This window comes from Actinomadura sp. 7K534, assembly GCF_004348575.1.
Classification (GTDB): domain Bacteria; phylum Actinomycetota; class Actinomycetes; order Streptosporangiales; family Streptosporangiaceae; genus Spirillospora; species Spirillospora livida.
Map to the genome: position 1 here is coordinate 1 of NZ_SMKB01000020.1, position 18,701 is coordinate 18,701.

The window sequence follows — 18,701 nt, forward strand, 5'->3', positions numbered from 1 at the left end:
CGGTGTGGAGGAGGTCGGCGATGCGGGGGCGGGTTCCGTCGGTGAGGGTGAGGCGCAGGTCGGGTGGGATGCGCTTGCCGAGGAGCGGGTGGTCGCCGGGGCCCATGTCGTAGCGGATGCCCAGCCCGCTGATCATTCCGGCGACGTGCCCGGCCGCGTCCTTGCGGGCGACGAGCTCGCCGACCACCTCGCGGACCGGGTCCAGGTCGTCCTCGCCGAGGTAGAGCATGGACGCCGCCTGGACGTTGCGCATCAGCTGCCGCCCGACCGGGTGGCGCTCGGCGTGGTAGGTGTCGAGCAGGCCGTCCGGTGCCCAGCCGTTGACGGTCGCGGCCAGCTTCCAGCCGAGGTTCACCGCGTCCAGCATTCCCGCGCTGAGCCCCCACGCGGCCAGCGGCGGTATGGCGTGCGCGGCGTCGCCGGCCAGGAGCACCCGGCCGCGCCGGTACTCCTCCGCGAGCCCGGCCGCGTTGTCGGAGGCCCACAGCCAGAGCGGCCGCGCGTGGTGGACGGACTCACCGGTGAGCCGCTGCCACGAATCGGCGACCTGCGCGAACGTCAGCGCACGGGTGTCCGGGCGAGGGGGCAGGCTCTTGTCGTGGACGACGATCCGGTAGCGGCCGTCGCCCAGCGGAGTGCACAGCACCATGTTGCCGCCCGGGAGCCGTTCGCCGATGGGCCGCGGCCGCAGCGTGACCCCGGCGATCTCCGCGGTGTACATGCCGCGCGTGGCCTCCCAGCCCGGGGCGCGGATGCCGGCGAGCGCGCGGACGGTGCTCCGCGGGCCGTCGCAGCCGACCAGGTACGCGCCGGTGACCTCCCCGCGGCCCGCCGGCCCGTCGAAGACCGCCGTGACGCCGTCCGGCGACTCGCGGAGGGCGGTCACCTCGCACCCGCGCCGCACCGGAACGCCCAGTTCGCCGAGCCACCCGCCCAGCATCTCCTCGGTCCGGGCCTGGGACAGGCCGAGCACCCCGCTGTGGTCCTCGTCCAGCATCCCGAGGTCGATCCGGACGCCGCCGAAGTGCCCCATCGGGCCCCATCTGAAGTCGCCGAGCCGGGCCAGCAGCCCGCGCTGGTCCAGCGACTCGGCGGCCCGCCGGTTGAACCCGAGGGCACGGGACTCCCCGGACGGGCCGGGCAGCCGGTCGAGGACGGTGACGTCCACCCCGGCCAGGCGCAGTTCGCCGGCCAGCAGCAAACCGACGGGACCCGCGCCGACGACGATCACGCCATTGTTCATTCTCCGGACCTTCCGCAGGCGGTGGCAGAGGAATCGAATCGTCAAGCTACGCTTCATCGCGTGCAGCTTCAAAATGGCAAGAAAGCGCGCGGTTGAACGCCCTGGAATCACACGCCGTGACGTGGAAGGGTGGCCATTCGGCCTGTCATCCCTCCCGCGAATGGAAAGGGGCTCCGGACGTGCCTGCCGACAGAATCGCGCTGATCACGGGCGCCAACAAGGGCATCGGATTCGAGATCGCGCGGCAATTGGGCGAACAGGGGTGCGTCGTGCTCGCCGGCGCCAGGGACGAGGTGCGCGGCAAGGCCGCGGCCGACTCGCTGGCGGGCCTCGGCATCACCGCCCTGCCGTTGCGGATCGACGTGACCGACCCGGCCTCCGCCGCCGGCGCCGCGGCCTGGATCGAGCGGCGCCACGGCCGTCTGGACGTCCTGGTGAACAACGCGGGCATCGCCGGGGGCTTCAGCGGGCCGCCCAGTGCGGCCACCGCCGCCGACCTGCGGGAGGTGTACGAGACCAACGTCTTCGGCGTCGTGTCCGTCACCAACGCGATGCTGCCGCTGCTGCGCCGGTCGGAGGCCGGGCGGATCGTCAACCTGTCCAGCCACGCCGGGTCGCTGACCCTCAACACCGATCCGGGCTCCCCGCTCGCGAACGTCAACATGCTCGCCTACCAGTCCTCGAAGACGGCGCTGAACGCCCTCACGGTGCTGTACGCGAAAGAGCTGAAGGGGACGCCGGTCAAGGTCAATCTGGCCAATCCCGGGCCGGTCGCCACGGACATCAACGGCCACCGCGGGCACCTGACCCCCGCGGAGGGTGCGCGGATCGCGGTCCAGTTGGCGCTTCTCGACGACTCCGGGCCGTCGGGGGCCTGCCTGGCGGAGAACGGGACCGTCCCGTGGTAGCGGATCCGGCACGACGGAGATCGGGCGTGAAGCGGGGAATCGACGACCTCGCCCTTTTCGGCGGGCCCGCGACATTCACCGAACCGCTCTACGTGGGGAGGCCCAGCACCGGCGACCGGGCGCGTTTCTTCGAACGGCTGAACCGGGCGCTGGACGATATGTGGCTCACCAACGGGACGCTGGTCCGGGAGTTCGAAGATCGCGTCGCGGAAGCGGCAGGCGTGCGCAACTGCGTGGCCACCTGCAACGCGACGACGGCGCTGCAGCTCCTCTACCTGGCCGCGGGGCTCTCCGGCGAGGTCATCATGCCGTCGATGACCTACGTGGCCACCGCGCACGCGGCCCGGATGCTGGGCCTCACGCCGGTGTTCCGCGACATCGACCCCTCGACCGGCTGCCTCGACCCGCGTGCGGCGGAGGCCGCCGTGACCTCCCGCACCTCGGGCGTGGTCGGCGTGCACCTGTGGGGCCGGCCCGCCCCGATCGCCGAGCTGGAGAGCACGGGCGCCAGGCACGGCCTGCGGGTGCTCTTCGACGCGGCGCACGCGCTGGGCTGCACCTACCGCGGCCGGCGGATCGGAGGGTTCGGGGACGCGGAGGTGTTCAGCTTCCACGCGACGAAGGTGGTGAACAGCTTCGAGGGCGGCGCCGTCGTCACCGACGACGACGGCCTCGCGCAGCACCTGCGGTCGCTGCGCACCTTCGGTTCCGGGACGGACGGCCGCATCGAGCGCGCCGGCACCAACGCAAAGATGAGCGAGGCCGCCGCCGCGATGGGGCTGACCTCACTGGAGGCGTTCGACCGGGTCGTCCTGCACAACCGCGAGAACCACGCCCTGTACCGGTCCGAGCTGCGCGGGGTGGCCGGCGTGTCGGTCGTCCCCTTCGACGCGGGGGAGAGCTCCAACCACCAGTACGTGATCGCCAGGATCGACGAGGCGGGCGCCGGCCTCCACCGGGACCTGCTGATGCGGGTGCTCAAGGCCGAGAACGTCGTCGCGCGGCGCTACTTCTCGCCCGCCTGCCACCAGCTCGAGCCGTACCGCTCGGAGCGCCCCGTCGAGCTGCCGCACACCGAGCGGCTGGCGGAGCAGGTGCTCGCGCTGCCGACCGGGCCCGCGGTCTCCGCGGCGGACGTCCGGCGCATCTGCGAGATCGTGCGGTGCGCGGCCGCCTCGGGCCGGCGGTTGACCGACCGTGCGCGGCGCACGGCGGATCCCGCGCCCGCCCCTCCGGCCCCTGTGCCCTCCGGGCTCAGGCGGTGACCAGCCTCGCCTGCGCGCGCACCCGGTCGACCAACTCGGCCTGACGGGTGATCGCCGCGGCGTGGGGAGCGTAGTCGGCGTTCTGGAGGATCGACCGGGCGAAGGACTCGGTGACGTTCCGGAACTGGTGGTCCGCCGGAAAGGACGGCTCCTCGGTCCGCCCGCCGGACTCGATGCGGATCAGCGGCCGCTGGTCCGGAGGCGGGGTGAAGGCGCGGTCCACCGTGAGCCGGGCCCGGTCCCCCCAGAGCGAGTAGCGGGACCGGTAGGCGTGCTCGAAGCCGAATGACAGCTCTGCCGTAATGCCGGAAGGCGTGGAGAGCAGGGCGTGGCCGGCCACGTCGATGCCCCTGGCCGGGTCCATGCGCAGCACCGAGCCGACGACGTCCAGCTCGGGGCCGAGGAAGTGGGACGCGGCGCGGATCGGGTAGCCGCCCACGTCCAGCAGCGCGCCACCGCCCAGCTCGGGGCTGTACCGGATGTCGGACGCGTCGCGCGGCGGGATGCCGAAGCGCGCGGTGAACACGCGGAGCGCACCGATCCGGCCGTCGGCGACGAGCTCGCCGACCCTCCGGTGCTGGCCGTGGTGGAGGAACATGTAGTTCTCCATCAGCCACAGGCCGGCCGCCCTGGCCTGGTCCACCAGGGGCAGGGCGGTGGCGTGGTCGCAGGTGAGGGGCTTCTCCGCGAGCACGTGCTTGCCCGCGGCGAGCGCCCGGCCCGCCCAGTGCGCGTGCAGGCCGGTCGGCAGCGGGATGTACACCGCGTCGACGTCCGCCCGTTCGAGCAGGCCGTCGTACCCGTCCGCCGCGGCGCAGCCGAACCGGCGGGCGACGTCGCGCGCCTTGGCCGGATCGCGGCTCGCGACGGCGGCCAGCTCGACGTTCCCGGCCTCCTCCATCGCCGGCATGACCTTGCGGAGCGCGATGTCCGCGCACCCCAGTACTCCCATACGGACCGTGGATCGCATGCTGGTCGTCGCCTCCCGGTCAACGGGTCGCGGGTGCTGCTCAGGGGTTCAGGCCGGACGGCACTCGACGATGTAGCGGCCGGAGGGGGCGTTGCCGGACGCCGTGACCGCCAGCCCCGCCCTCGCCGCGAGGGCGCCGAACTGGTCGAGGTTCCGCGTCCTGCCGCCGGTCAGCATCATGACCATCAGGCCGCCCTTCGGGGGCGCCCCGCCGGGGGAGACGCCGCCGTCCACGACGACGCGGCCGTGCGGAGCCGCCGCCTCGGCGCACCGGGTGAGCAGCGCGGCCGCCTCCTCGTCGGGCCAGTCCAGGAGCAGGCGCGTGAGCAGGTAGACGTCCGCGCCGCGGGGGAGCGGGTCGAAGAAGCTCTGCCCGCTGACGGAGGCGCGGTCGCTCACCCCCGCGGCCTCGAAGATCTCGCCGGAGCGGGCCACCGTGCGGGGCAGGTCCACGAGCGTGCCGCGCACGTGGGGTTGGGCTCGCAGGGTCTCGGCCAGCAGCGCGCCGGCTCCGCCGCCGACGTCCACCACGTGGTGGACGTCCGCCCAGTCGTCGCCGACCAGGGCCGCGGGGTCCGGGACGTTGCGGCCGCCGTTGGTCATCTGCGCGTCGTAGCTGGCCGCGAGACCGGGCTCGGCGTCCAGATCCTCCCAGTACGGGCGGCCGAAGACCTCCTGGTAGCTCGGGCGGCCCGTGCGGACGGTGGCCAGGAGGCCGCTCCACACACCGGCGACCCTGCCGCCCCAGCCGTCGAGATCGAGGTTGCCGCGCACCGGGCCGGGATCGACCAGGTCGCGGGCCGTCTCGTTGAGCGCGAACTCGCCCTCGGCGGGCTCCTCGAAGACGCCCTTGTCAACGAGGTGGCGCAGTACGCGGGCCAGCGACTCGGCGTCGCAGTCCGCTTCCCGGGCCAGGTCGTCGATCTTCGTGATCCCCCGTGCCAGGTGCTCGGCGACGCCGAGGGTCACCGCGACGCGCAGGCACCAGGGGGTCGCCAAGTCGCTCAGCGCCCAGAGATCCGCCTTGTCCGACACGTGCTACCTCCTGGCTCAAGGGCCCGGCTCATGGGCGTGGGGAACGGCCGCGGGCCGGTTCGGACGGCGCGCCGGACCGCACCCGCCGCGGAGAGCCGCGTGGCGGGCGGGAATCGCCGGAGGCGCCGTGGCCGGGTTACTTGGCGGACGCCCAGACGAAGCCGTCCGGGTCGGTGAAGGGGCCGGCGTCGCTGCCGATCTGTATCCGGTGCGATCCGCTGCCCTCGGCGTCGACGCCGGCGACCTTCGCGAGGCCGCGGCGCTTGTAGAGCGAGAGCTTGACGGAACCCGGTGACGTGGCGAACTCGACGTACTTGCGGCCGTAGCTCTTCGCCACCTCGAAGCCGTGGTCGACGTAGAACTGCTTGCTCGCGGCCACGTCCTCGACTCCCAGCTGGAGCACGGTCTCGTCGATCTCGCGGGAGACCGGGCCGGAGTCCTTCTTCGACTGGGACGCGACGGTCCAGACGGTCCCGTCCGGGGCCTGGACGACGCCGCCGTAGCCCCAGAGGGACTTCTTGGCGGGCTTCAGCGATGTGGCGCCGGCCTTGAGAAAGGCGTCGATGACGGCGTCGGCGTTGCCCGACTGGGACACGATGAGCGACATCGTGAACCCGCGGAAACCGCTCGTCGCCGCGTCTGACGCCTCCAGGCGCAGGTATTTGTCCGTATCGAGGGCGGATGCGTAGAAACGCTCGGCGGCCGCTGTGTCGGCCACCTCTAGAGTGACGAATTCGACGGAAGCCATGACGCTCATGCTAGGTGTGTTCACCGGCCCGCGCTTATCCAATCCTGATCGGCCCGTCCTGTTCCCGTCCGCGCCCGGCGTCATCTCCGGCGGAACTGCTGGTCATGGGCGAGATCATCGGACATCGCGGGAGTTGTCGATCTATTGGAACCGGACGGCCGTTCAACAATGCCTATCCGGCGGCGAGCGTCTCCATCGTGCGCGCGATCCCGGCGGGCGCCGGAAGCTCCGCGTTCTCCGCCGCGAGGGCCCGCGCCCGCTCCGCGTACCGGGGCTCGGCCAGTATCCGCCGGCAGCCGGCGGCGAACGCCGCGGCCGCGTCCTCGCCGGGTCCGTAGTGCTCGGGCGGCACCGTCAGCGCGGCGCCGTAGCCGGTCAGCGCCTGCGCGATGGCCTTGGTGTGGGTGTTCGGGGGGTAGATCAGCTGCGGCGCCCCCGCGGACAGGGCCGTCATGGCGGTGGTGGCGCCCCCGTGGTTCACGACGAGATCGCAGGTCGGGGCCACCGCGTCGAGCGGCATCCAGCCGACGCGGACGCCGCCGTCGTCCAGCCGGCCGTCGTCCAGTTCGGTCCGGAACTCCTCGGCGGCCTTAGCGGGGGCGGCGACGAGCACCTCCGCCCCGTCGGCGGCCAGCTCCGCCACCAGGCGCCGCATCGCGTCGGCGGAGAGCATGCGGAAGTGGCCGCCCGAGGTGATCAGCACGCGCCGGCGCCCCTCGGGGCGGGTGTACATCCACCGTTCCAGGCGGCGCTGGGGGTTGCTCGGGATCCAGCGCATCGCCTGCCCGTCCGGAGCGCGCGGCGACCGGAGGGACGGCGGGCACGCCTCGACGAACAGCGCCGGGTCCGGCAGCCCCGCCAGCCCCAGGTCCCGCAGCTCGGACCGCAGCCCCTCCGCGGCGCCCGGGTCGACGTCCTGCGTCGGGACCCCGAGGTACTCGGCATGCCGGACGTACGGGACCTTGCGCCGGGCGGCGAGCAGCCCCGCCGCGAAGCTCATCGAGCCGCCGACGACCAGATCGGGGGGCCAGTCGTCCGCCAGGTCCAGCAGCGGGCCGAGCGCGGCGGTGGCCATCCGGGCGAAGCCCCGGCCCGTGGCCAGCATCTCCTCCCGCAGGTGCGCGGGGCTCTGCGCGGGGTCTTTCGCGGGGCCGTTCATCACGAAGTGCCGGGTGGGCTCAGGCATGATCGAGACCGCCGGAAGCTGCGTGGCCTGCGCGAACTCCAGAAGGGGCTCGTTGACGGCCAGGAGGACCTCGTGCCCCGCATTCCGCACTGCCGTGGCGAGGGGTGCCACGGCGTAGACGGTCACCTGACTGCCGACCGGCGTGAACAAGAATTTCATGGCGCCTCATATGTCTCGGGTGGCGATCCGCTCATGGCCCGTCCGATTATGGGACGTTCCCGGGGATCGCCATAAGGGGTCCGCGCTTTCAGCGTTTCACCTCGCTGGGTTGCCTTTGTCCGGCGCGTTCAACTGAGCATGTCGGCAGTCGAACGGGCGCGACCGGCGCGTGCGATGTGACGCAAAATGAATGTGACGCAATACGAAAGGTGCCCGGAAAGAGCCCGGGTCGTTAGCCTGAATCGGCCTGCCGGGCCCGCCGCCTTGTTCCGTCCGGCACCGGTGGCCGAACCGGGGAGGAACGGTGATCTGCCATGACCGCTGGGCTGCTGCTGAGGTCGCGCTCCGGTGCGGGGACCGCTGAACGGCTGGCCCGCTCCGCGGCGGCGGCCGAGGGCGCCGGCATGGCCACCGGCGACGTGCCCGGCTGGCTCGCCTCCCGCAGGCGCGCGTGCCCGGCCCGGGTGCGGCGGATCCCGTTCGCGGAGCTCGACGGCTGGTCCTTCGCCGCCGGCACCGGCGACCTGAGGCACCGCAGCGGGCGGTTCTTCTCCGTCGAGGGCCTGCACGTCGTCCGGCCGGACGCGGAGTGGCGGCAGCCCATCATCGTGCAACCGGAGATCGGCATCCTCGGCATCCTGGCCAAGGAGTTCGACGGGGTCCTCCATTTCCTGATGCAGGCCAAGATGGAGCCCGGGAATCCGAACCTGGTGCAGCTCTCCCCGACGGTGCAGGCCACCCGGAGCAACTACACCAAGGCGCACGGAGGGGCGACGGTCAGGTACCTGGACCACTTCCTCCGGCCGGACCCGGACCGCGTGCTCACCGACGTGCTCCAGTCCGAGCACGGCTCGTGGTTCTACCGGAAGCGCAACCGCAACATGATCGTCGAGGTGGACGGGGACGTGCCCGTCCACGACGACTTCCGCTGGCTCACCCTCGGGCAGCTCGGCGCGCTGCTCCACGAGGACAACCTGGTGAACATGGACGCGCGCACCGTGCTCGGCAGCGCGCCGATGGCGCATCCCGAGCGCGCGGCGCTGTCGCCGGACGCCGGCCTGCTGTCCTGGTTCACCGGGGAGCGGGCCCGGCAGGACGTCCGGGCCCGCCGCATCCCGCTGCGCGAGGTGACCGGCTGGCACCGCGACGCCGACTCCGTCCACCGCGCGGACCAGAGGTTCTTCCGGGTGGTCGCGGTCGCGGTGGAAGGCTCCGCCCGCGAGGTCTCCAGCTGGACCCAGCCACTCTTCGAACCCGTCTCCCGCGGGATCGTCGGCTTCGCGTACCGCACCTTCGGCGGCGTCCCGCACGTCCTCGTGCACGCGCGCGTCGAGGGCGGCTTCCTCGACACCGTCGAACTCGGGCCGACGGTGCAGTACGCCCCGGAGAACTACGCGCACCTGCCCCCGGCGGAGCGGCCCCACTTCCTCGACCTGATGCTGGACATGCCGTCCGGCCGCGTCCGGTACTCGGCGGTCCACGCCGAGGAGGGCGGCCGGTTCCGCGACGCCGAGAGCCGCTACCTGATCGCCGAGACCGACGAGTCGACGACCCCCGCCGAGCCCCCGCCCGGCTACCGCTGGATCACCCCGGGGCAGCTGAACTGGCTGGCCGGGCACAGCCACTACGTCAACGTGCAGGCCCGGACCCTGCTGGCCGTCCTCAACACGCACGCGGCCGGCATCGACCACGCGCCCGTGTGACCCGGGCACCGCCGGCGGCCTCCCGGCCCGGACGCCGCCCCGCTGGACGCCGAGGAGGCCCTGTTTGAGCCCCGCTGAGAACGGCACCCCGCTGGCACGCGTACCGCTGCGGCGCATCCTCGGGCTGTTCCGCCCGTACCGGTGGAGCCTGCTGTCCGTCGGCGCCCTCGTCGTCGCCTCGTCGCTCGTCTCCCTGGTCAACCCGTTCCTGATCCGGGAGGTCGTGGACGTCGCCCTGCCCCAGGGGCGGACGGGCCTGCTGACCGTGCTGGCGCTCGGCATGATCGTCGTCTCGGTCGCCAACAGCGTGTTCGGCGTCCTGCAGAGCTACGTGTCCACCAAGGTCGGCCAGCGCGTCATGCACGATCTGCGCACCGCCGTCTACACGCACCTGCAGCGCATGTCGCTGGCCTTCTTCACCAGGACCCGCACCGGCGAGGTGCAGTCGCGCATCGCCAACGACATCGGCGGCATGCAGGCCACCGTGACGACCACCGCGACCACGCTGGTGTCCAACCTGACCACGGTGATCGCCACGGTGATCGCCATGCTCGTCCTCGACTGGCGCCTCGCCATCGCCTCGCTGGCGATGATGCCCTTCTTCGGGTGGCTCAGCCGCCGCATCGGGAGGGAGCGCCGCCGCATCACCCGCGACCGGCAGCGCCAGCTCGCCGCGATCTCCTCGATCGTCCAGGAGTCGCTGTCGGTGAGCGGCATCCTGCTCAGCCACACGATGGGCCGCTCCCGGTCGCTGAACGACACCTTCGCGGCGGAGTCCGGCAAGGTCGCCGACCTCGAGGTCCGGTCCAGCATGGCGGGGCGCTGGAGCCAGTCGTGGATCCAGATCGTCATGTCCTCGATGCCGGCGCTGACCTACTGGGCGGCCGGGCTGGCCGGCCCCGGCTCGGCGATCTCCATCGGCACGGTGGTGGCCTTCACCACGCTGCAGCTGAACCTGTTCCGGCCGATGGTCCAGCTGCTGGACGTCGGGGTCGAGATGCAGGCGTCGCTGGAACTGTTCGACCGCATCTTCGAGTACCTCGACCTGCCGGTCGACATCCCCGAGCCGGAGCACCCGGTCGTCCCGGCGGCGCCGCGCGGGGAGCTCCGGCTGCGGGACGTCTCCTTCTCCTACGCCGGCGCGGACCGGCCCACGCTCAGCGGCATCGACGTGACCGTCCCCGCCGGGCACAGCCTCGCCATCGTCGGCGAGACCGGGGCGGGCAAGACCACGCTCAGCTACCTCATCCCGCGCCTCTACGACGTGACGTCCGGGCGCGTCACGATCGACGGCGTCGACGTGCGGCGGATGTCGTCCGCCACGCTCGCCACCGCGGTCGGCGTGGTGTCCCAGGAGATCTACCTGTTCCACGCCACCGTCGCCGAGAACCTGCGGTTCGCCAAGCCCGGCGCGACCGACGACGAGCTCGTCGCCGCCGCGAAGACCGCGCAGATCCACGACCACATCATGTCGCTGCCGCACGGCTACGAGGCCGTCATCGGGGAGCGCGGGTACCGGCTGTCCGGCGGGGAGAAGCAGCGCCTCGCGATCGCCCGCGCCGTCCTGCGCGACCCGCTCATCCTCGTGCTGGACGAGGCCACCAGCGCCCTGGACACGCACACCGAGCGGGCCGTCCTGGAGGCCATCGAGGCGGTGAGCGCGGGCCGCACCACGATCACGATCGCGCACCGGCTGTCCACGATCCGGGAGGCCGACGAGATCATCGTGCTGGACGCCGGCGAGATCGTCGAGCGCGGCACCCACACCGAGCTGCTCGACCGGCGCGGCTACTACGCGGCGCTGGTCGACCGCGACGTGGACATCTTCGAACCGGCCACCCGGACGCTCTGACGGGGCCTGGACTGGATCGGGCCGGAACGGCTGAAGGCCGCGACACCGTTTCCGGTCGTCGCGGCCCGCGCGGCCTTGCCGCTCGGCTCAGCCGGTGAACTCCAGGATCGAACGTCCCGACTCGGTGGGGACGGTGTCGCGCAGCGAGAGCCCCGCGTCGGCCGCGAGCAGGCGGTACTCGTCCAGCGAGCGCTCCTGCCCGCCGATGACGGAGAGCATCCGCAGGTCCATGGCGGTGGTCATCGGGGAGTTCCCCCGGTCGGCGACGAGCTGCTCGATGACCAGCACCCGGGCCGCGGGGCCCGCGGCCCGGGCGGCCTCGGCGCAGCGGCGCAGGATCGCCCGCGCGGAGTCGTCGTCCCAGTCGTGGAGGACCCGCGACAGGACGAGGACGTCGCCGCCGGCCGGCAGCGGGGAGAAGAAGCTCCCCGGCGCGAAGGCGCAGCGGTCGGCGAGCCCCGCCGCGGCGAGCTCGCGCCGCCCCGTCTCGACGACGGACGGCAGGTCGATTAGCGTTCCCCGCAGGCCGGGGTGCTTGGTGAGCAGGGCGGCCAGGAGCGTGCCCGTGCCGCCTCCGACGTCCACGACGTCGCGCACGCCCGACCAGTCGTAGGCGGTGGTGACCTCGTCGGCCACCAGCGAGACCTGCGCCGACATCAGCGCGTCGAAGGCCCGGCCGCGCTCGGGGTCGGCCTCCAGGTCCGCCCAGAACGTCCGCCCGAACATGTCCTCGTAGACGGGCCGCCCGGTGCGCACGACCTGGAGCATCCCGGACAGCGCCGTGTCGGAGCGCCCCAGCCCGCCGTCCATGTCCAGCCATGGCCGCAGGCCGTCGTCGTCCCGGCCCGTCAGCAGCAGGCGGGACAGCTCGGTCAGCGCGAACTCGCCCGGTTCCGGCTGCGCGAACACGCCCTTGGCGGCGAGGTGCCGCAGCAGCCGCTCCAGGGCCGCCGGATCCGCCCCGCACCGCGCGCCGAGCTCGTCGGGGCGCCGCGCACCGGCCTCGATCAGGTCGGCCAGCCGCAGCGTGGCCGCGACCCGGACGGCGTAGGGCGTGATCAGGTCGGACAGCGCGCGCAGCCTCCGCACGTTCTCCGCGTGCGCTCCGCCGCCCGGCGGACCGCCGCCTTGTGCAGCGCCCATCGTTGCTCCCTCCCGCCTTTCGGCTTCTGATGTCGCGGGTCACGCACCGCGTGCTCCGGCGGCGGTGTCGAGGTGGGTGAGGACCTGCTGGGCGGCCTTGCGGCCGGTGTTCATGCACTGGCCGATGCCCACCCCCTCGTAGGCGGCGCCGCAGACCGCGAGTCCCGGCTGGCCGGCGAGCCCGCCGCGGATCCGCTTCGACCGGGCCGGGTGGCCGACGGTGTACTGGGGGAGTGCCCGGTCCCACCGGCTCACCCTGGTGGCCACGGGCTCACCGGACGCCCCGGTGGCCTCGGCGAGTTCGCCGGCCGCCAGCGCGGCGAGGTCGGCGTCGTCGCGCTCCAGCAGGTCCCGCGCGTCGACGCCGCCGGCCTGGCACCGCACGATCTCCACGTCGCCGGCCATGTGCCGCCACTTCACGGACGAGAACGTGACCGACCGGACCGTCCGCCCGTCGACCGCCGGCACCCGGTAGCCGGCCAGCCCGCGTTCGGCCGGCCCGCCGCGGAACGTCCCGCGCGGGTAGGCCAGCGTGATCATCACCGCGCTCGCGTACGGGATCTCCGCCAGCCCCGTGCAGGCCGCGCCGGTGTCGGGGAGCCCGGCGAGCAGGGCGCCCGCGGGGCCCGCGGGGACGGCGAGGATGACCGCGTCGGCCGCGATCTCCTCCCGGCCGGCGGCCGAGTCCGCCGTCAGCCGCCACCCGTGCCCGTCCCGCGCCAGCCCGGCCACCCTGGTCCCGGTCCGCAGCGCGGCTCCCGGGGAGGCGGCCAGCACGGCGTCGGCCAGCGCGCCGGGCAGCGCGCCCATCCCGCCGACCAGCGTGCCCAGCCCGCTGTGCAGCTCGGGCACGCCCGAACCCGGCGAGGGCACCAGCATGCCCGCCGCGTCGGCCAGCGACGGCCGCTTGCGCGACGCCATCGCCAGCGGCGGGAGCGTGCCCTCGAACGACAGCTCGCTCGCGCGCCCGGCGCACATCTCGTGCACGAACGGATCGACCAGCCGGTCCACGACCTCCTGGCCGAACCGCGCGGCGACGTACTCGCCCACCGACACGTCCCCGTTCCGGGGCGTGGCCGGGAGCTCACGGTCCTCCCGCGCTCGGGCGACCCCCTCGTCGGACAGCGCGCCCGACCGGGCCAGCGCGTCCAGGTCCGAGGGAACGCTCATGAAGTGGCCGTCGGGCAGCGGCCACATGCCGCCTCTGGTCCAGGTCGCCACAGCGGCGTTGTCCGCGGACACGAGCCGGTCGCCCAGCGCCGTCTGGCCGATCAGCCATTCGGTCTTGGGGCGCCACACGGCCTCGGCGCCCTCGTCCACCGCGACGCCCGCGACCTCCGACACGGCCAGCTGCCCGCCGAGCCGGGACGACTCCTCGCAGACCGTCACCCGCACCGGCTCGTCGCGCAGCAGGAACGCCGCGGACAGCCCCGCGATCCCCCCGCCGACGATCACGACGTGCGGCGCGCGGGACGTCCCGTCCCGGGCGGAACGCCGCCCGGTGCCCATTTCCTGATTGACCATCACGCACACTCCCTCGACTTGCTTGGAAACCGCGTCACCTCACCGTGGCAGCACCGCCCATAACACCGGTCGAGCGCCGGTGGACAACGGCGCGCCATAAAGATGCGGCGTCGTTCGTCAGGGGTTCAGCACCCAGGCGGAATTGTGTTGAGTGAAGCCGATGTGCGGGTAGTAGTCCGCCGCGGCGGGCGCCGACAGGAGCACGATCTTGGCCTGCGGCGCCTCTTTCCGCGTCGCCTCGATAAGGGCCCTTCCGATACCGGACCGCTGGTGCGCGCGGCGGACCGCGATGTCGGACAGGTAGGTCACGTAGGAGAAGTCGGAGACGCTCCGCGCGATGCCGGCGAGTTCCCCGTCGATACGGCAGGTGACGACGAGGTTGGCGTTCCGCACCATCGCGGCCATGCGCCCGGTCTCCGCTATCGGCCGGCGCTCGCCCAGTCCCGACGACCGGTAGACCTCCAGGACCTCGTCCAGGTCCAGCCCGGCGCCGTTCTCACGCTTGATGTCCCATCTCACGGAGGATTTCCAATCGTTTGAGGATCACGTCGTGGTGGACGAGGAACCGCTCCGGCTCCAGCGGCCCGGCATCGATTCCCTCGGCGCCGAGCAGGGCGCCGAACGTCTCGCCGGAGTCGATCGCGCCGTTCGCGGCCGCCTGGACGGCCCGGTAGGCGTGCTCCCGCTCGGTGCCGTCCGCCAGCAGGCCGGCCAGCACCGCCGAGCTGTACGCCAGGCCGCCGGTCTCGTCGATCGCGCCGCGCATCCGCTCCGGGAAGACTTCGAGGGCTTCGACGAGGTCCGCGGCCGCGGTCGTCTGGTAGTGGGCGACGGTCATCGCGTCCGGCAGGACGACCCGCTCCACCGACGAGTGCGACAGGTCCCGCTCGTGCCAGAGCGCGACGTTCTCCAGCATCGTGCCCGCGTGCCCGCGGAGCAGCCGGGCCAGCCCGACCAGGCGCTCGCTGCCGGTCGGGTTGCGCTTGTGCGGCATCGCGCTCGACCCCTGGTAGCCGGACGTCCGGCTCTCCTCCACCTCGCGGACCTCGGTCCGCGAGAGCAGCCGCACCTCGGTGGCGATCTGCTCGATGCAGGCGCCGAGCACCGCCGCCGCCTGCACGAGCTGCGCGTGCCGGTCGCGGGCGACGACCTGGCTGGGCGCGGGCTCCACGCCGAGGCCGAGTTCCCCGCACACGTACTTCTCGACGAACGGGTCGATCAGGGCGTAGGTCCCGACGGAGCCCGAGATCGTGCCGACCGCGACCTCGTCCCGCGCGGCGCGCAGGCGCCGCATCGCCCGGTCGACCGCGAAGGCGAACCCGGCGAGCTTGTGGCCGAACGTCGTGGGCTCGGCGTGCATCCCGTGGGTGCGGCCGATGCACACCGTGTCCCAGTGCTCGGCCGCCTTCTCCGCCAGCACGCCGCGGAGCCGTGCCACCGCGTCGAGCAGCAGGTCGCAGGCGCGGGCGAGGTTGTACCCCAGGGCCGTGTCCACGAGGTCGTAGCTCGTCATGCCGAGGTGCACCCACCGGGCGGAGTCGTCGGGGATCTCCTCGCAGAAGGCCGTGAGGAAGGAGAGGATCTCGTGGTCGCGCTCGCGCTCGATCTCCGCCACGCGCTCGGCGGACGGAACCCGGGCGCTCCGGATGTCCGCCAGCGCCTCCGGCGGGACCCGCCCGAGCAGCGTCTGCGCCTGGGACGCCAGCAGTTCCACTTTGACCCAGGTCGCGTAGCGGGCCTGGTCCGACCAGATCTCCGCCATCTCGGGCAGTGAATAGCGGGATATCATGTCCGTCGTCCTTCCGCGGGCCGTGACCGGCAGCCGCAGGATAGTAATTGCCGCGGTTCGATGTATAGCGGGCTTTCGGCGTACTCCCGGAGTCTCTCCGGCGCCTTTGTTCAGCCGCTGATTTTCGGCAGTTGAACGCTCGACGCCCGGGGTTGAACGAATTCTTCTCCGAGCTTGCTCCATAGGGCGGCGGTACTGGCGGTCCACAACTTGCACGAGCTTCGGCCCGTGCCATGTAGTGGTCATGTGTCAGTTTCAACGGCCACCAGAAATCACCGGCGGATATGCCGCGGCATTCCCGAGACGAGGGAGCTGTTCCTGCGGGGCCGCGGCACGGTCGCCGAGCACGTCGGGAGCGTGCTCGACGCCATCCGCGAGACGGACCCGGAACTCGGTGCGTTCGTCGCGGTCGCGGGCGGCGGCGCGCTGCGGGAGGCCGAGGCCGCCGACCGGCTCGTCGCGGAGCGCGGCGCGGCCGCCTTCCGCGACCGGCCGCTGCTCGGCGTCACCGTGTCGGTGAAGGACCTCGTCCAGACCCGGGACCTTCCGACCAGGCGGGGGTCACTGCTGCCGAACCCCCGCCCCGCCGCGGACGCCCCCGCCGTCGCCCGCCTCCGCGCGGCGGGGGCGATCGTGGTCGGCAAGACCGCCACGTCGGAGTGCGGCTGGAGCGCGAGCACGGTGAGCCGGCTCGCCGGCCCCGCCCGCAACCCCTGGGACCGCGGCAGGTCGGCCGGCGGCTCCAGCGGCGGGTCCGCCGCCGCGGTGTCGGCGGGGCTGTGCACCGCGTCCGTCGGCACCGACGGGGCGGGCTCGGTCCGCATCCCCGCGGCGTTCTGCGGCGTGGTCGGCTTCAAGCCGTCCTTCGGCCGGATCCCCTACGTGCCGCCCTGCGCCGACCGGCTGGCGCACGTCGGGCCGCTCGCGCGGACCGTGGCGGACGCCGCCGAGCTCACGTCGGTGCTGGCCGGTCCCGACCACCGCGACCCGGACTCGGTGACCGGCCCGCCCATCCTCGCGACACCGCCCGGTGCGCTGCGGATCGGCTGGATCGAGTTCCCCGGGACGTCCGGCGAGATACGCCGCGTCACCGAGGGCGCCCTGCCGGTGCTGGCCGGGCTGGGGCATCGCGTCGACCGCATCGAGGTCCCGTTCCCCGACCCGTACGCGGCCCTGGTGGACATCCTCGCGGTCTCCGAGGCGAGCGGCACCGCGCCGGAGGACGAACCCTGGTGCGACGAGGGCCGGGCCGAGCTCGTCCGGTACGGGCGCTCCCTGAGCGGCACGGCGATCATGCGGGCCGAGGAGGCGCGGATGGCGCTGCGGGCGACGCTGGGCTCGGTGATGGCGGACTACGACCTCCTGGCCATGGCGACCGTCCCCACCGAGCCGTTCGCCGCCGACGCGATCGCCCCGCCCTGGGCCGGCGACCCGGCCGGCCTGCGGTGGCTGGCGTGGTCGCCCGCCACCTACCCCTTCAACATCACCGGCCAGCCCGCCCTGACCATGCCCGCCGGCGTCACGTCCGGCGGGCTCCCGGCCGGGCTCCAGCTCGTGGGCCGGGTCGGCGACGACGACCTGGTGCTCTCGGCCGCCGCCGCGGTCGAGGCGGAACTCGGCCTCGCGATGGCGCCCGCCCCCGAGACGAAAGAGGAACGATCATGATTTCCAGGTCCATGACTTCCAGGCCGTGGTCCCTGCACGGCGAGGAGGGCGGCGTCGGGTCCCCGGCGTTCGTGTCCGAGTTCGGGCTCTGGGACGACCGCCAGGCCGCCGCGGCCGAGCAGGTGGAGATGCGGCTGGACGAGGTCGACCTCGTCCGGATCGCGTTCTGCGACCCGCACGGGCTGGCGCGGTCGAAGACCGTGCCCGCGGACGTCTTCCGCGCCGTGCTGCGCAACGGCATGGACTTCAGCGCCGGACCGCTGATCTTCGACACCGGCCACGCCGTCGCCGTCGACTTCCTCGCCGACACCGGCGTGGGGGTCGGCGAACTGCTCGGCGCGGGCGACTTCGTGCTCGTCCCGGACCCGCGCACGTTCCAGGTGCTGCCCGGGACCGAGCCGAGGACCGCCTGGGTGCTCGGGAACGAGTACCTGCGCGACGGCACCCCGCACCCGCTCGCCTCCCGCGACGTCCTGCGCCGCGTCTGCGCCCAGTACGCCAAGCACGACCTGGCCCCGGTCATCGGGCTGGAGGTCGAGTGGTACCTCACCCGGCTGACCGGCGGCCCGCCCGGCAACGCGGGCAACGGCTTCGGCCGGCAGGGGCCCGCCCCGGCGGTGGAGGCCGTCAACCCCGGCTACCAGTTCAACCTCGACGGCTACTACGACTCGGTGGCGGACGTCGCGGACCCGCTGGCCGCGACGCTCATCGCGCTCGGCCTCCCGCTGCGCTCGATGGAGCACGAGTCGGGCCCGGGCCAGCTGGAGACCACCTTCGGCCCGATGCTGGCCCTGGACGCGGCGGACGCGATGCTGCTCTTCCGCACCCAGGTCAAGCGGTTCTGCAGGCGGCGCGGCATGCACGCGTCCTTCATGACGCTGCCGCGCCTGGACGGCTTCGACTCCAGCGGCTGGCATCTGCACCAGTCCGTCACGAGCACCAAGACAGGCCGCAACGTGTTCGCGGCCAACGGCAACGCGCTCGACGTGATGTCGCCCGAGGGGGAGTCCTACGTCGCCGGACTGCTGTCGCACGCCCGCGAACTGTGCCTGCCCAGCGTCCCGACCGTGAACGGCTACCGGCGGCTGGCGCCGGAGTTCTCGCTCTCCCCGACCTCCGTCGACTGGCGCTTCGAGGACCGCACCGCGATGGTGCGGGTGCTCAGCGGCGGCAGCGCGACGCACGTCGAGAACCGCGTCGGGGAGTCGTGCGCGAACCCGTACCTGTCCATCGCGGCCCAGCTCTACGCGGGCCTGGAAGGGCTGACCGCCGGAACCGCGCCCGCGCGGACCCCGTATCCGGCGCTGCCGGGTTCGCTGCGCGAGGCACTGGACGCGTTCGGCGCGAGCGGCCCCGCGGAGAACCTGCTCGGAAAGCCGCTCAAGACCTGCCTGACGATGCTCAAGGAAAGCGAGGTGTCGCGGTTCGAGGAATGGTGCGCGGCGGAACGGCCCGCCACCGGAGAAGTGACCGAATGGGAGCACCGCGAATATTTCGGTGCCTACTGACGA

15 protein-coding genes are annotated in these 18,701 nt (G+C 73.1%); 6 read left to right on the forward strand and 9 right to left on the reverse strand.

What is annotated here, in order from left to right; translation table 11 throughout:
- Positions 1 to 1,243 (reverse strand): FAD-dependent monooxygenase (locus E1266_RS06710; RefSeq protein ID WP_132044854.1); only part of this gene is annotated, 1,243 nt, incomplete at its 3' end.
- 179 nt (positions 1,244 to 1,422) lie between these two features.
- Here E1266_RS06710 and E1266_RS06715 point away from each other — a divergent pair.
- Together E1266_RS06715 and E1266_RS06720 are read left to right on the forward strand one after the other, a co-directional pair.
- Positions 1,423 to 2,151, forward strand: a complete 729-nt coding sequence (locus E1266_RS06715) for an SDR family oxidoreductase (protein WP_132044856.1) — start codon at positions 1,423 to 1,425, stop codon at positions 2,149 to 2,151.
- Between the two features lie 26 nt (positions 2,152 to 2,177).
- A complete protein-coding gene (locus tag E1266_RS06720) occupies positions 2,178 to 3,416 on the forward strand; it encodes a DegT/DnrJ/EryC1/StrS family aminotransferase (protein ID WP_132044858.1) in 1,239 nt (412 codons plus the stop codon).
- Here the strand turns inward: E1266_RS06720 and E1266_RS06725 are convergent.
- From E1266_RS06725 to E1266_RS06740, 4 genes are all read right to left on the reverse strand, one after another.
- Positions 3,406 to 4,368, reverse strand: a complete 963-nt coding sequence (locus tag E1266_RS06725; RefSeq protein ID WP_207945462.1) for a Gfo/Idh/MocA family oxidoreductase — start codon at positions 4,366 to 4,368, stop codon at positions 3,406 to 3,408. The genes E1266_RS06720 and E1266_RS06725 overlap by 11 nt on opposite strands.
- A 66-nt stretch (positions 4,369 to 4,434) precedes the next feature.
- Positions 4,435 to 5,421, reverse strand: coding sequence for a methyltransferase (locus E1266_RS06730; protein WP_132044862.1), 987 nt, complete (start codon positions 5,419 to 5,421; stop codon positions 4,435 to 4,437).
- A 136-nt stretch (positions 5,422 to 5,557) separates the two neighbouring features.
- Positions 5,558 to 6,169: a glyoxalase gene (locus E1266_RS06735; RefSeq protein WP_132044864.1), complete on the reverse strand. Its 612-nt coding sequence runs from the start codon at positions 6,167 to 6,169 to the stop codon at positions 5,558 to 5,560.
- Positions 6,170 to 6,341: 172 nt separating this feature from the next.
- On the reverse strand, positions 6,342 to 7,514 hold the full coding sequence (locus tag E1266_RS06740; RefSeq protein WP_132044866.1) for a nucleotide disphospho-sugar-binding domain-containing protein: 1,173 nt from the start codon (positions 7,512 to 7,514) through the stop codon (positions 6,342 to 6,344).
- A gap of 314 nt (positions 7,515 to 7,828) precedes the next feature.
- Between E1266_RS06740 and E1266_RS06745 the strand changes: the two genes are divergently transcribed.
- Both E1266_RS06745 and E1266_RS06750 read left to right on the forward strand, forming a co-directional pair.
- Positions 7,829 to 9,217, forward strand: a complete 1,389-nt coding sequence (locus E1266_RS06745) for an NDP-hexose 2,3-dehydratase family protein (protein ID WP_132044868.1) — start codon at positions 7,829 to 7,831, stop codon at positions 9,215 to 9,217.
- 64 nt (positions 9,218 to 9,281) lie between these two features.
- Positions 9,282 to 11,069 carry an ABC transporter ATP-binding protein gene (locus E1266_RS06750; protein ID WP_132044870.1) on the forward strand — a complete coding sequence of 596 codons (1,788 nt, stop codon included), beginning with the start codon at positions 9,282 to 9,284 and terminating at the stop codon, positions 11,067 to 11,069.
- 87 nt (positions 11,070 to 11,156) lie between these two features.
- Here E1266_RS06750 and E1266_RS06755 read toward each other — a convergent pair whose 3' ends face one another.
- From E1266_RS06755 to purB, 4 genes are all read right to left on the reverse strand, one after another.
- Complete coding sequence (locus E1266_RS06755) at positions 11,157 to 12,212, reverse strand: methyltransferase (protein WP_207945463.1); 1,056 nt, start codon at positions 12,210 to 12,212, stop codon at positions 11,157 to 11,159.
- A 39-nt stretch (positions 12,213 to 12,251) separates the two neighbouring features.
- Positions 12,252 to 13,736 carry a protoporphyrinogen oxidase gene (hemG, locus tag E1266_RS06760; RefSeq protein ID WP_243718265.1) on the reverse strand — a complete coding sequence of 495 codons (1,485 nt, stop codon included), beginning with the start codon at positions 13,734 to 13,736 and terminating at the stop codon, positions 12,252 to 12,254.
- A gap of 117 nt (positions 13,737 to 13,853) precedes the next feature.
- Complete coding sequence (locus tag E1266_RS06765; protein ID WP_132044872.1) at positions 13,854 to 14,255, reverse strand: GNAT family N-acetyltransferase; 402 nt, start codon at positions 14,253 to 14,255, stop codon at positions 13,854 to 13,856.
- Positions 14,233 to 15,525, reverse strand: a complete 1,293-nt coding sequence (purB, locus tag E1266_RS06770; RefSeq protein WP_132044874.1) for an adenylosuccinate lyase — start codon at positions 15,523 to 15,525, stop codon at positions 14,233 to 14,235. The genes E1266_RS06765 and purB overlap by 23 nt, the downstream gene beginning before the upstream one ends.
- A 246-nt stretch (positions 15,526 to 15,771) precedes the next feature.
- Here purB and E1266_RS06775 point away from each other — a divergent pair, with 246 nt between their 5' ends.
- Both E1266_RS06775 and E1266_RS06780 read left to right on the forward strand, forming a co-directional pair.
- Positions 15,772 to 17,190, forward strand: a complete 1,419-nt coding sequence (locus E1266_RS06775; protein WP_207945464.1) for an amidase family protein — start codon at positions 15,772 to 15,774, stop codon at positions 17,188 to 17,190.
- A gap of 11 nt (positions 17,191 to 17,201) precedes the next feature.
- Positions 17,202 to 18,698: a glutamine synthetase family protein gene (locus E1266_RS06780; RefSeq protein ID WP_132044876.1), complete on the forward strand. Its 1,497-nt coding sequence runs from the start codon at positions 17,202 to 17,204 to the stop codon at positions 18,696 to 18,698.
- The last annotated feature ends 3 nt before the right edge of the window (positions 18,699 to 18,701 follow it).